Raw genomic sequence first — 12,439 nt, forward strand, 5'->3', positions numbered from 1 at the left:
TTTTACAATAAAAAAGGTAGACGTATTATACGCCTACCTTTCAATCATGACACTTCAGTTTTATTTTTCTTATTTAAGTACCAATACACCGGCAGTCCAGTAAACACAATTCCAATTGATAAGAAGCAACTTACCGGATCATTGATAATTGCACTACCAATTACAAAGAACGAACCTAAAATCGCGACAATTGGTACGATTGGGAATAACGGTACACTATACGCACGCTCTTTATTCTTGTTACGTTTTCTTAAAATAAAGACACCGATGAACGTCATTACATAGAAAATATAAATAATGAATACGGAAATCTCAGATAGCTTATTTGGATCACTAATAAGCATTAAAATAATTCCTAAGATGATTTCAACAGTAATCGCATTTGCTGGTGTTTTAAATCTTGGGCTTTCCTTTGCGATGAACTTAGAAAATGGAAGTTGTCCACGCTCTGCCATCGACATCGGGATACGTGGGAACGTTAAAATCTTTCCATTTAAACAACCGAAAATAGAAATGATAATACCGATACTAATAATTTTCCCGCCATATTCTCCAAGTAACATGCCCGCAGCTGTCGCTGTTGCATTTTCTCCAAGGTCTACAATCTTCGTTGCTGGTAATACATTTAATAATGCTAAGTTAATTAATACGTAAGCAGCCGTTACAATTAAAATCCCAACAGTCATCGCTTTCGGTAATAATTTTGTCGGATTCTTCATCTCTCCGCCAATAGAAGCTAGTAAAATCCAGCCATCATAAGCAAATAACGTTGCTAAAATTGCCATCCCGATACTTTGATTTTCTGATATCGGCACAACTACATTAAAGATATCGCTATTCCCTTTCCAAAAACCTAACACAACAATTAATACGATCGGAATCATTTTCCCGATTGTTGTAACGGTTTGGACGATACCTCCATATTTTGTTCCCATACTATTTACAACGCCAAGGAACACAACTGTTCCAATTGCGATTGGTAAATTCCATACTTTATCTAAATAGAAAAAATTAATCATTAAAGAACTAAAATACAAACCTAACGTTCCGATAATAGCTGGTCCATAAACAATTGTCTGCATCCAGCCTGATAAATACCCCCAAAAACTTCCGTAAATCTCCTCTAAATACGTATACAACCCACCATTTTTCGGGATTTGCGCTCCAATTTCAGCTACTGTTAAACCACTTGCTAGCGTCAACAGACCACCAATTACCCAAGCAAGAATAGCCATATTAGAACTTCCTGAGTAATCTAATACGCTCCCTGGCTTCATAAACACACCAGATCCAATAATCGTTCCTACTACGATAGAAAGTGCTACTGTTAAACCAATTTTGTTTTTCTCATCATGATGCATGCTGCGTATCCTCCTTCCAATTCTAGTGTGATGCAAAAATGAAATAAAAAAACACTCCTCCCTAAAAAAGGGACGAGTGTCGTATTCGTGGTTCCACCCTTGTTTCAATTCGTAAAGTGACACACTTCACCAATTTCTCAAGTCTAAATAACGGTTTTTGCCGGCAAGCAATTACTAGGTATCCGTTCACTGCCGCAGTTCAGAGGTGGTAATCCATTTTTCCGTATTAGGAAGCTCACAGCCAAAGGCCTCCCTCTCTGAGAATCGTAAAAAATTGATCCTGTCCTCATCATCACTTCTTGATGTCGAATTTTGTAGTTATTGTTCATTATATTGAATTGTTAGAAAAAATCAATATATTTTTTTATATAACATAAGAAATATTTCTCTTCTTATATTATAACAGAAGATACAACACTTCTCTAATTCCCTTATATTTTCGGAGCAATATAGTTGTAAAAAAATCATATAAACGATTTCCGAAATACACCAATTCATTAACCAAAAACGACAATAATAAAAGGAGGCTGTTTCAAAGACAGCCCCCTCACATATGTATCTTTCGGTTGCCCTTACGAAAGATACAGAACTCAATTATTTATCATCTTTTTTCATAAAAAACTTATGATGCGGAAGGTCCACATTCAATGCCTCTAATTGTTTCTTTTCATTGTCTAAAATCGATTTCGCTTTTTCTTTCGTCTGATCATCTAATCCCGCAAATATATCTTCATGCTTCTCTTTCTCTGGAAGTTTCACGCCTAGTTTTGTTAATTCCTCTTTTGCTTGCTCATGCGTTAATTTCCCAGATTTCTTTTGCTCTAGAATCAACTTAACCTTTTCCTTTGTAGCCTCATCTAATCCTGCAAACATGTCTTTATGCTTACCTTTCTCCGGGAATTTCACACCTAGTTTCGTTAATTCCTCTTGCGCTTGTTCACGTGTTAATTTTCCGGATTTCTCTTGTTCTAAAATTGACTTCGCTTTTTCTTTCGCCTGATCATCTAACCCTGCGAACTTGTCACCACGCTTCCCCTTCTCCGGTAATTTCACACCTAGTTTCGTTAATTCCTCTTGCGCTTGTTCACGTGTTAATTTTCCAGACTTCTCTTGTTCTAAAATTGACTTTGCTTTTTCTTTCGCCTGATCATCTAATCCTGCAAACATATCTTTACGTTTCTCTTTCTCTGGAAGCTTTACACCTAGTTCTTCTAACTGTTTCTTTGTATCGTCCATAATTGTTTTTACTTTTTGTTTTGTAGCGTCATCTAAATCTTTTTTCGTCGTTTTTGTAGGCTGATCTGCTGCTGGAGTATTCGTTGCCGCAAATGCTGGTACACCCACTCCTCCTATAATTCCAAATGATAAAGCACCTGCAATTGCTAAATACCCAACTGTTTTCTTCTTCATAGGAAATTTCCTCCTTCATATTTCTAAAGCATGTACACTTTCGTATACAATGCCTATAGTAAGATTGATTTCTTAAAATTTCCTTAACGATTTAAATAAAAAACACCGCTCGTAATGAGCGGTGTTTCTCTATGCATTTTGTAATTGTACTTCTTCACGTTCCATTATTTTTCTTAATACAATTGTTTGCGTCATTGTAAATAGGTTACCTGTAATCCAGTACAACACAAGTCCTGACGGTGCTGCAAATCCCATAAACAAAATCATTGCTGGCATCATAATTTGCTGCACTTTCAGCATTTGACTTTGCTCTCCAGACGCCATATTTGATTGAAATACCTTCATTTGAATAAATGTCGTTAACGCTGCAATAATCGGTAATATATGATATGGATCTGCATGTCCTAAGTTCACCCATAAAAATGAAGATGTGCGAATCTCTTCTGTTCGGCTAATTGCATAATACAAAGCAGAGAAAATCGGCATTTGTATAAAAATTGGCCAGCAACCAGCAAGTGGATTCCAACCGCCTGATCTCATTAGTTCTGACATTTCTTTTTGATACTGCTTTTGTTTTTCAAGATCTTTGCTTACATCACCGTATTTGTTCTTTAGTTTCTGCAGTTCAGGTTGCATTTTTTTCATTTTCATTTGACTACGATATTGCGAAACAGCTAATGGAATCATCGCTGAACGAACAACGAGCGTAATGACAATGATAGCAATCCCGAAGCTAGCTCCAGGTATATGATGAGCAACAAATTGAATCATATACGAGATTGGATATACGAAATAATGGTTCCAAATTCCCGTACTATGTGAATCTATTGTACCTGCATTACTGCAGCCAGATAAAACAAAAACAAGTAATAATGATAAACTAATGAGCCTAAATCGGTATGATTTTAACATGTTCATTCCTCCAATGTTTCGTAATTAATTAGCGAAACATTGGTGTATACGGACCGACCTCGTCATTCTCATCACTCGATTCTTGTCTACGTACAGAACGAATCATTCCATATTTATAAAAAATGGAGAAAAGCGGTACATTTCCGGTACCCTCTTCACACGTATCAACTAGTTTAAAAGCTCTTTGTCTACCGCTCGATGCTTGCTGACGTACAAAGCGCGAGACATTAGCAAGAAAAAAGACTTCTAATAAACAAAGCGCTGTCGTTACAAACGATATATATAGAATTGCATCCTGCAATAAAAACTCCATCGCTTCACATCCTTAATAAAGTCATTTTAGCACATTCGATAAACATTCTCTATTTCCTTTTATCGTCAAAAAAAGTATTTTGCATATTTTCTCAAGAAAACAATAATTAAGAAACATTGTATTCGCTTTCTTTAGTATATTCACGCACATCAATGAATAGGTTTGATTTGTTAGAAATTTATAAAATTTTTGCATTATAATAAAACTATTGCCAGTTTTTGAAAAAAGCTTTATTCTCTTCTTGTAATCAAAAATGAATATGGAGATGAAACATACTATGGGTCAACTAGGAGACGCCGATTACGTTCCCGACACCGCCTTTTTATCCTTCCCAGCAGCTAAAACATTTCATCTAGAATTTATCATACAGTTAATTGTTATTTTTATAGCTTCTATTTTGTATGCAATTTCTATGAATATGTTTTTTATCCCGCATAATATGATTAGCGGTGGATTCGCTGGTGTAGGGATGATTATCGGTTATTTAATGCACTACAATATCGGAGCACTTATCTTTTTACTAAACATCCCGCTTCTTATTTTAAGTCACTTTTACTTAGGAAAGAAGACAACCTTTTTAACAGCATACTTTGTAGCAGTATCATCTTTAGCGATGAATATTCTTCCCGTACACCAAGTTTCAGATGATATTTTACTTTCATCTGTATTCGGTGGTGTCATCTGCGGTGCTGCCTCAGGAATCATATTCCGATTTGCTTCGTCAACAGGTGGTTTTGATGTCGTTGGATTGATTGTAGCAAAACATCGAGATATTTCGATTGGAGCAATCATCTTTGGATTCAACTTAATCTTACTTGTTGTAGCAGGATTTATTTTCGGATGGGATATTACGCTTTATACGTTAATTAGTCGGTTTGTAGTCAGCAAAGTGATTGATGCCGTGCATACAAAACATATTAAATTAACGATAATGACAGTTACAGAAAAAGGCGAGGAAATAAAAAGCGCACTACTACATCACGGCATACGTGGCGTGACAATGGTAGATGCTGTCGGCGGCTATACAAACCATAAGAAAAAAATGATTTACACTGTCGTAACTCGCTATGAGTTAGGCGAAATGAAACGTATTATCCGTCAAGTGGATAACAAAGCATTTATGAACATTACTGAAACAGTTGAAATTGTCGGCCGTTTCAAACGCATATAAAAAGGTTAGTACATTAAAGGGCATAACATATTAGTCATATATAATATGTTATGCCCTTTGTTGTTCAACTAACGCACCCCTTAGCATAATAATCACGAAGTTTATTACTACAAATCGGAGGATAGCATTCCATATACAATACTATCTGTCCATTCATTTTTATTCCAAAAATCTTGTATGAAATGTGCTTCCTTTCTCATCCCTATTCTTTCACACAATTTTTTTGAAGCTGTATTACGTGCATCAAGATTAGCTTGTATACGATGTACATTAAATTCATTAAATAATTTCAACACCAAACTATTTACTGCTTCTGTTGCCAAACCTCTCCCAGCTACTTCATTTGAAAAACTATAACCAATCTCTACAGTATCTTTCATATTTGTGTACCATACGGATAAATCACCAACTACTTTAGTCTTGTATATAACTGCCAAACTTAATATTGATTCTTTAGTAAGTACATTGTTTGCTAGCTTCTTATTAAATCTCTCCTGCATGTCTTCATGAGTCCACTTATTATGTAATAGAAACTTACATGTATCATCATTATTATAAATAGCAAATACATCCTGTAAATCATTACCCTTAAAGGGTCTAATTATTAATCTTTCTGTCGTGATCTCCAAGTTAGCTCTCCTCCCTTACATTCATGCTACAAAACATTTTTTATAGTATTTAAGTCCCCTTCTTCTATTTCATCATAATAAATTAAAATCCTTCTTCCGCTAAACTGCATTGTTAATGGTATTTCCTTGCGATTTTTATTTTTTACACTTATTACAAAATCAGATAATTCTATTATTGTGGCCCTAAATGTGTTATAATGAAAGCAGACTCACAAAAAAGAGTATATAGACTTGGAAGTTTCTCTTATTTTACAAGCAAAAAGAAACGAGCAGTCGGGTATATTTCAGACACCATACACGTAACGGTTTAAAAAACCGATCATCTTAGTTATTCTTCACTGATCTTTTTATAAAAAGATACGTACAACTAAAATTCACTTCAATATACTATACCTACCTTTTTGACTTCCAAATCATCTTATTACATAGGGAGATGAACATATGAATCAATATATACGATATACAATAGCTGTTCTGTTTGCTATTATCGGCGGTACAATCTGCTTCTGGACAAACACTCAGCTTGGAGAGAATATCATTTTTAATGGAATCGAAACACTTGTAAGCGCTTCAATTTTAGGCGGATACATTTACTTCCTCTTCAACCCAGAAGAAAATGCACAAAAAACAATGTTATTAACAATGATCGGAATCGTTGGCGGATGTATTTCCTACTCAATGACTAACTATACATTACCACTTCAATTAAGCTTAGCTTTCTTCCACGGTCTATGGACTTGGTTCATTGCATTCTGCCTAGCAGACGTATTCAATCTATTACAAACTACTGAAGAAGATAGCGGTCGCCAAATTGAAAGTAACTCGTAAGCTGGAAGATATTCTTCCAGCTTTTTTATGTTGTTTTGCATACTCCGTCACCACAATAAAAAGAAGCTACCCCACGGCAACTTCTTTTCCATATACCCCACTTCGTATTCACTTAAATATATCAACGATTTTTCAAATATATCGACCGTTTCTCCACTTATATCGGCGATTTTTTCATTATATCGACGATTCGACACAACTTATCGACTTACCGACATTTTTCGGCATCTCAAATGCACAGCATACCTATCCCCCAAGCAATTTACTGCCGAACTCTACGATTAAAAAGATAACTAATAGGATCGCGAGTATCTTTAACGCTACGTATGCTACTTTAAAAACAGCATAAATGAGCAAGACTATTAAAATAATCGTTAAAATTTCCATCTAGAATTCCTCCAAGCTTTGCTCTTCTTATCTTATTTTACTCGCCCCAGACTTTTTATGAAACGGCATAAGATGACATAGAAAAAAGAGGATACCTCATCCATCGTAAGATACCCTCTCCTTCAGCCGCTCAAACCATTCTCTCTCTAATTGTAAATATCCCATTTCACTCTTCTCAGCACTCTTTAATTCCTTATCGGCTTTCTTCATATAAGTGCGTGATGCTTCCATATCGCCTTCTAAATATTTTACAATTCCTTGTGTGCGGTAATATCCATGCAAGTCCATTTTTGTAATTGCCTTTGCAAGTTCTTTTGCTTCTTGCAGAGAGAGACTATCCATCTGATATAGGGCTTTATATAAAAGATACCAACTATGAAAACTACTAACGAAAAATTTATTTTCTTTCGTCACAGGTAGTTGAACAATTTGCTCTACATACGGTATCGCTCTTTCCATTCCCTTTTGATCAGATCGAGTAAAAAAGACTAGCATAAGTCCGCTCATTATGTCTCTTATACTTCTATTCTCTTTTAATTTTTCCTCACTCAGTTCTACTAATTTCTCATCCCAATCTTTCGGCCTTTTATAACTAAATAACTCACTCGATACTTGAATCGTATATAAATGATCTCTAGCCTTTTCATCATCTTTAATTAAAATGAGAAATTGCATACCATCGCTCAGGAACGTTCCTTTTATCGGCACGATTGTAACTGCAAAAATCGTAAAATGTAACACGGTGAAATATAAAAGATATTGATAATAACTTACCATGTATATGTAACCTGAAGTAATACCGAATAGTAAACTCGTAATCGGTCCACCTAAAGTCATCCATGCCCATTTTTTCGAAAGATTCGGTGTCTCTATAGAAGGCGGTACTAACATTGCCACGCCTCCAAAGTACGCCCATAATTTATTTTCTCGAATGCGCACAGTCCCTTTCTCTTTTTGAACAGTAATAGGCCCTACTGTCGTAAATTTAAATTTCAAACCGCCTATCAAACCGAATATGACATGTCCTAGCTCATGAATGGCTATTACTAACAAAGAAATTCCCACTACTGCCCATATGTTCAACATAGTTTCTAATTTCTCGGTTCGGATTACTCCGTATAAAATGGACAGAACTAGCGCCGCCGTCATTGAACCAGCTGGCCTTTTTAAAATATCCACTTTTCTCTCTCCTTAATAAATCATTTTCCTATGCATTTCGTACATATATGTTCCAACATGTAAAACCCAAACAAATGAAATCATAATAACCATAAAGAAGTCTGTTCCATCTAATAGTGCATACAAAATCGCTGCAAACCATGCACAAACAAGCGTCATATTTGTATATCGATATGCTTTATATCCCGCTTCATGTACAATCTGTTTTTGCCCTTCATCTGCATTTTTCGCCCACATTTCCATTGACTGTGAATACGTTACACTTTGTTCTGGATATAGAGCGTTATATTTTTTCCTCGTTATACTTCCTAACCAAGTCGTAATCATAAAACCCATTGTAGACATCGTTAAACTGGCAATCACCCAAAATAAATTCTCCGCATCCACATACGCTTTATAGACAGAAATAACAGAGCAAACAAACCACGACATAACGACAATTTCCATTACCCTTAAATAAATAAGCACGATTCCAAGTCTTCGTCCGCTACCACTTTCTTCTTCATCCTTCATCTGTAAAAGTGTCTTTGTGCGCTTCCAAATATAATATATCGCTCCTACTCCAAGTACAATCATCATAACAATGCTCACAACAGATGGTACTTTGCTCGTGCTAGTCGTTGCAATATCTCCTACTACATACCCTATAACTCCACCCAAAACTGCTCCTATTAACAGCTTTACTATCGCTGACTGTTTACTCTTCACCATCATCTTCCCCCTCCACTAACATAAATATTTCCTCCACCGGTACATTGAAAATTTGTGCGATTTTTAATGACAATACAATAGACGGTGCATAATCCCCGCGCTCAATTAAACTAATCGTTTGCCGCGATGATCCAATCGCTTTCCCTAAATCCCCTTGTGATATACGATGCTTTGCTCGCAATTCTCTCACACGATTTTGCAGCTTCATACCTTACCTCTTTTTCATTTATTTAAATAAAATTGTAAATAATATCCTTATTTTTGTCAATTATAATTGTCATTTTGACGTTAATAATTGACAAAAATAAAGATGTATTATGATGGAAATAACCTATATAATGAATGTGAAATATTAAACAAAGGAAGTGACATATGAATAAAACATATACTTTTTCCTATATTCTTACTAAGCTTACAGCGACTTTCTTGTTATTATTGCTTATTAGCACGCTTATCTTAGCAACTAATCAACCAACCTTATATAGTTTTTTAGCTGGATTAAGAGAACTACTATATGTTCCCTTCGTTCCTATTCTTGCGGTATATGCAATTTTTTGTTCTATTTGCATCGATAAATTGAAATTAAAAACATATACAAAACTGAAGACATTATTACTTTATATTTTTTGCGGCTATTTATTTTTTCTTCCCTTCCTAATATTTAAAGAAGCTGATTTCATACAGTTCTTGTTTCTCGGATCAATTGGAGCGGTATGTTCTCTTTCTTTCTATTTATGTACAGTCATAGCAACAAAATTTAAGTGGATACAATATTTCGTACCAAGCATTATGCTTATTATATTTATCACAATTAACTTAGTAGATTTAGGAAGGCTTGGAACATCAAAAGAACAATGGGTCGAAACAAAAACAAATAACTCTTTCGAAGCATCTTTCCAACATTTTAGTGGTGAACATAAAGTCCCAATTGAACTAAAACGAGGTGACATATTAGAATTCACCATTGAATCACGAGATGAAAATCCGGATGGCTACATGGGAGCCGTAAAAATGGCTAGTGAATTTCAAGAGGAAGAAAATTATTTAGATTCAACTGGCCCTAATACGTACCATTTCGCGGCAATTAAGACAGGAACTTATTACATTATAGTTAGCGGAAATCAATTAAAAGGAAAGTTGAAAATAGATTGGAACATAAAGTGAAACTTTAATCAGAGGGGGTTTTCTTCATCCCCCACTGATTATTAGCCCTCACCAATCGGACTTTTATGGGCAGTTGATCCCTCACCTAACTTCTTTGCTTTCGCTGAGTTTTGAAGTGGGGGTCTTACTGCCCATTAAAGCGGGATAAAATAAAAGAGGCAGTGCTTTTGCACTGCCTCCCTAAATTCTGACATAGAATGGATTCCATATTAACTTGCGTTTTGTAATAATACTCGTTTTAGCTGTTTGCGGAAACGAACTCCTAACGTAATTGCTACAATCACAATCACTCCAAAAATGATTTTACCGATGTGACTTTCTAGCACTCCAAAAATATCATGTAAGTTGCCACCTAACCAGTAACCACCGATTAAGAAGAATGATACCCAAAATAGAGCACCTGAGTAAATTGTAATTGCAAAGCGGCGGAATGGTAAGTTAATAATGCCTGCAAAGTATCCTGTAAAGTGACGTACACCAGGAATAAAGAAACCGATAAAAATCAAGAAGTATCCATACTTATCAAACCACATTCTTGTTAAGTCGATTTTTCTTTGTGTTAAAAATACGTATTTCCCATACTTTTGAATAAAGGGCATACCTAATTTATTTCCTAAAAAGTATTGAATCGTCATTCCTACACTTGTCCCAATAAAGGATAGGATAATTAAAATCGGTAAACTTAAATCACCCTTCTGTGCTAAAAACCCCGCATATGCTAAGGTTGGCTCTCCCGGAAACGGAAGTGCAATATATTCTAACAGCAAGCCTACAAGTACAACATAGTACCCGTACTGCTGAAATAATTCATGAATCCATTCCATGTCATCTCTCCTTCCAATCACGTGCAACTTCTTACTTTTATTGTATAAAAAAATTGTCGAAATAACTATCACAATAGCTTACATTTTTATTACATTTTTGTAAGACTCAAACTACAATTCTCCTTTCTTGAATGATATAAAGTGAAACTTTAATCAGTGGGGGTTTTGTCCATCCCCCACTGATTATTAGCCCTCACCAATCGGGCTTTTACGGGCAGTTGATCCCTCACCTAACTTCTTCGCTTTCGCTGAATTTTGAGGTGGGGGTCTTACTGCCCGTTAATGCGGGATAAATTATTTTTTCAAGGAGAAATAACAGTCAATCCGCCTAAAAATATACATTTTTTATCCATTTTTTAACACTCTAATTCCCTTTGTTTTGTTCTCAATAAAAAACCACTACAAACTCATACTAACTTCATATTAGCTTCATATACGTATTGTAAGATTATATCGGAATTTGTTGAAAAATTTAACTAATATATGAGTAAACAGGAAATTGAATAAATATAAGTCGCTTTTCGAAATTGAAAAAAGGGTGAATAAGAAATGGAAGCTTATAAAATGCACGATTTTATTAACACAAATGTTGAATCTCATCAAAATGAAACCGTTTTTAATTTACACATATGTGAAACAAATGAGTTTGACGTAAGTTTAACAAAATCTACAACGCTGTCTTTTATCGTTTCAAAAAAGAATATTAAGATTGTCACGAGAAAATGGATTAATTCAAATCAAGAGAGCATGATTGGCAAAAGCTACATCATTCCAACGAAAGCTTTTCACTATTTCTTACCGATCATTTCTGAAACTGAAGATGAACTACATATTCAAGTTCAAAGTTTTGGATTACATGGTGAGCTTTTGCTAAATGAAAGATTACTAATTGATAAAAACAACAAACACAATGCAAAGATTACTACCTTCTTTGAAACATTAGATGAGAATGTAAATCAAGCATTACGAGGATTACAAATTCATTGTATGTAACACTACTACAATAGTAAAAGGAGAATATAATGAAAAAATTATTATTAAGTATTTTATTATCAGTAGTTTTTTTATCAGTACCACACATTTCTGCTGAGGCATCATCAACGAACAATCAGCTTATTGTAGATACAAACACAAAGAAAATGGACTTTTATCAAAATGGAAAGTTTGTAAAAAGTTTTACTGTTGCAACTGGAAAAGCTGCAACGCCAACTCCAAAAGGCACTTTTAAGATTGTAAATAAAATTAAAAATCGTCCCTACTATACTGGAAAGATTAAAGGTGGAGATCCACGTAATCCACTTGGTGATCGCTGGCTTGGATTAAATATGGCAGGTACTTACGGAACTACTTATGCAATCCATGGAACTAATAACAATCAAGCAATTGGAAAGGCGACAACACTTGGCTGTATACGTATGTATAACAATGATGTACGCTGGTTATTTGAGCGTATTCCAGAGCAAGCTACTGTCACTGTAAAATAACCTAAGAACAAGATTTACGTGTAGCCAAGAATTTTATATCTTGGCTTATTTTATTTCTTCATTTAC

15 protein-coding genes and 1 other annotated feature are annotated in these 12,439 nt (G+C 34.9%); of the genes, 5 read left to right on the plus strand and 10 right to left on the minus strand.

Annotated features, from left to right (window positions below):
• Window positions 1-44: 44 nt before the first annotated feature.
• The 4 genes from BAQ48_RS21190 to BAQ48_RS21205 form a co-directional block, all read right to left on the minus strand.
• Window positions 45-1,361 carry an APC family permease gene (locus BAQ48_RS21190; RefSeq protein WP_000546332.1) on the minus strand — a complete coding sequence of 439 codons (1,317 nt, stop codon included), beginning with the start codon at window positions 1,359-1,361 and terminating at the stop codon, window positions 45-47.
• Window positions 1,362-1,426: 65 nt separating this feature from the next.
• Window positions 1,427-1,663: a binding site (T-box leader), on the minus strand.
• Window positions 1,664-1,955: 292 nt separating this feature from the next.
• Window positions 1,956-2,771 carry a hypothetical protein gene (locus tag BAQ48_RS21195; RefSeq protein ID WP_071712719.1) on the minus strand — a complete coding sequence of 272 codons (816 nt, stop codon included), beginning with the start codon at window positions 2,769-2,771 and terminating at the stop codon, window positions 1,956-1,958.
• 129 nt (window positions 2,772-2,900) lie between these two features.
• Window positions 2,901-3,683 carry a membrane protein insertase YidC gene (locus BAQ48_RS21200; protein WP_071712720.1) on the minus strand — a complete coding sequence of 261 codons (783 nt, stop codon included), beginning with the start codon at window positions 3,681-3,683 and terminating at the stop codon, window positions 2,901-2,903.
• Window positions 3,684-3,711: 28 nt separating this feature from the next.
• Window positions 3,712-3,996 (minus strand): hypothetical protein, encoded by a 285-nt coding sequence (locus BAQ48_RS21205; RefSeq protein WP_071712721.1) that lies wholly within the window; start codon window positions 3,994-3,996, stop codon window positions 3,712-3,714.
• A 277-nt stretch (window positions 3,997-4,273) separates the two neighbouring features.
• On the opposite strand from BAQ48_RS21205, the gene BAQ48_RS21210 reads away from it, so the two are divergent.
• Window positions 4,274-5,167, plus strand: a complete 894-nt coding sequence (locus BAQ48_RS21210; RefSeq protein ID WP_071712722.1) for a YitT family protein — start codon at window positions 4,274-4,276, stop codon at window positions 5,165-5,167.
• 107 nt (window positions 5,168-5,274) lie between these two features.
• Here the strand turns inward: BAQ48_RS21210 and BAQ48_RS21215 are convergent, their stop codons facing one another.
• Window positions 5,275-5,796: a GNAT family N-acetyltransferase gene (locus tag BAQ48_RS21215; protein WP_071712723.1), complete on the minus strand. Its 522-nt coding sequence runs from the start codon at window positions 5,794-5,796 to the stop codon at window positions 5,275-5,277.
• A 441-nt stretch (window positions 5,797-6,237) separates the two neighbouring features.
• Here BAQ48_RS21215 and BAQ48_RS21220 point away from each other — a divergent pair, with 441 nt between their 5' ends.
• Window positions 6,238-6,624, plus strand: a complete 387-nt coding sequence (locus BAQ48_RS21220) for a DUF3938 domain-containing protein (protein WP_071712724.1) — start codon at window positions 6,238-6,240, stop codon at window positions 6,622-6,624.
• Window positions 6,625-6,870: 246 nt separating this feature from the next.
• Here the strand turns inward: BAQ48_RS21220 and BAQ48_RS21230 are convergent, their stop codons facing one another.
• The 4 genes from BAQ48_RS21230 to BAQ48_RS21245 form a co-directional block, all read right to left on the minus strand.
• On the minus strand, window positions 6,871-7,011 hold the full coding sequence (locus BAQ48_RS21230) for a DUF3985 family protein (protein WP_000404783.1): 141 nt from the start codon (window positions 7,009-7,011) through the stop codon (window positions 6,871-6,873).
• Between the two features lie 96 nt (window positions 7,012-7,107).
• Complete coding sequence (locus tag BAQ48_RS21235; RefSeq protein ID WP_071712740.1) at window positions 7,108-8,160, minus strand: site-2 protease family protein; 1,053 nt, start codon at window positions 8,158-8,160, stop codon at window positions 7,108-7,110.
• Window positions 8,161-8,202: 42 nt separating this feature from the next.
• Entirely contained in the window at window positions 8,203-8,901 is a 699-nt protein-coding gene (locus BAQ48_RS21240; RefSeq protein ID WP_242660487.1) for a DUF3169 family protein, read from the minus strand.
• Window positions 8,888-9,109 (minus strand): helix-turn-helix transcriptional regulator, encoded by a 222-nt coding sequence (locus BAQ48_RS21245; protein WP_071712727.1) that lies wholly within the window; start codon window positions 9,107-9,109, stop codon window positions 8,888-8,890. The genes BAQ48_RS21240 and BAQ48_RS21245 overlap by 14 nt, the downstream gene beginning before the upstream one ends.
• 164 nt (window positions 9,110-9,273) lie before the next feature.
• On the opposite strand from BAQ48_RS21245, the gene BAQ48_RS21250 reads away from it, so the two are divergent.
• Window positions 9,274-10,065, plus strand: a complete 792-nt coding sequence (locus tag BAQ48_RS21250) for a hypothetical protein (RefSeq protein ID WP_071712728.1) — start codon at window positions 9,274-9,276, stop codon at window positions 10,063-10,065.
• Between the two features lie 209 nt (window positions 10,066-10,274).
• Here the strand turns inward: BAQ48_RS21250 and BAQ48_RS21260 are convergent, their stop codons facing one another.
• The gene (locus BAQ48_RS21260; RefSeq protein WP_071712729.1) at window positions 10,275-10,889 is read right to left on the minus strand and encodes a DedA family protein; all 615 of its coding nucleotides are present in this window, start codon (window positions 10,887-10,889) and stop codon (window positions 10,275-10,277) included.
• A gap of 549 nt (window positions 10,890-11,438) precedes the next feature.
• Here BAQ48_RS21260 and BAQ48_RS21265 point away from each other — a divergent pair.
• Window positions 11,439-11,882: a DUF3978 domain-containing protein gene (locus BAQ48_RS21265; protein WP_071712730.1), complete on the plus strand. Its 444-nt coding sequence runs from the start codon at window positions 11,439-11,441 to the stop codon at window positions 11,880-11,882.
• Between the two features lie 29 nt (window positions 11,883-11,911).
• Window positions 11,912-12,373, plus strand: a complete 462-nt coding sequence (locus BAQ48_RS21270) for a L,D-transpeptidase (RefSeq protein WP_000735074.1) — start codon at window positions 11,912-11,914, stop codon at window positions 12,371-12,373.
• The last annotated feature ends 66 nt before the right edge of the window (window positions 12,374-12,439 follow it).

Source organism: Bacillus luti, from assembly GCF_001884105.1.
GTDB classification, from domain to species: domain Bacteria; phylum Bacillota; class Bacilli; order Bacillales; family Bacillaceae_G; genus Bacillus_A; species Bacillus_A luti.

Excerpts from the sequence above, each read along its gene's own strand:
- BAQ48_RS21190 (WP_000546332.1), bottom strand. The coding sequence starts at position 1,361 with ATGCATCATGATGAGAAAAACAAAATTGGTTTAACAGTAGCACTTTCT.
- BAQ48_RS21195 (WP_071712719.1), bottom strand. The coding sequence starts at position 2,771 with ATGAAGAAGAAAACAGTTGGGTATTTAGCAATTGCAGGTGCTTTATCA.
- BAQ48_RS21200 (WP_071712720.1), bottom strand. The coding sequence starts at position 3,683 with ATGTTAAAATCATACCGATTTAGGCTCATTAGTTTATCATTATTACTT.
- BAQ48_RS21205 (WP_071712721.1), bottom strand. The coding sequence starts at position 3,996 with ATGGAGTTTTTATTGCAGGATGCAATTCTATATATATCGTTTGTAACG.
- BAQ48_RS21210 (WP_071712722.1), top strand. The coding sequence starts at position 4,274 with ATGGGTCAACTAGGAGACGCCGATTACGTTCCCGACACCGCCTTTTTA.
- BAQ48_RS21220 (WP_071712724.1), top strand. The coding sequence starts at position 6,238 with ATGAATCAATATATACGATATACAATAGCTGTTCTGTTTGCTATTATC.
- BAQ48_RS21230 (WP_000404783.1), bottom strand. The coding sequence starts at position 7,011 with ATGGAAATTTTAACGATTATTTTAATAGTCTTGCTCATTTATGCTGTT.
- BAQ48_RS21235 (WP_071712740.1), bottom strand. The coding sequence starts at position 8,160 with ATGACGGCGGCGCTAGTTCTGTCCATTTTATACGGAGTAATCCGAACC.
- BAQ48_RS21240 (WP_242660487.1), bottom strand. The coding sequence starts at position 8,901 with ATGGTGAAGAGTAAACAGTCAGCGATAGTAAAGCTGTTAATAGGAGCA.
- BAQ48_RS21245 (WP_071712727.1), bottom strand. The coding sequence starts at position 9,109 with ATGAAGCTGCAAAATCGTGTGAGAGAATTGCGAGCAAAGCATCGTATA.
- BAQ48_RS21250 (WP_071712728.1), top strand. The coding sequence starts at position 9,274 with ATGAATAAAACATATACTTTTTCCTATATTCTTACTAAGCTTACAGCG.
- BAQ48_RS21260 (WP_071712729.1), bottom strand. The coding sequence starts at position 10,889 with ATGGAATGGATTCATGAATTATTTCAGCAGTACGGGTACTATGTTGTA.
- BAQ48_RS21265 (WP_071712730.1), top strand. The coding sequence starts at position 11,439 with ATGGAAGCTTATAAAATGCACGATTTTATTAACACAAATGTTGAATCT.
- BAQ48_RS21270 (WP_000735074.1), top strand. The coding sequence starts at position 11,912 with ATGAAAAAATTATTATTAAGTATTTTATTATCAGTAGTTTTTTTATCA.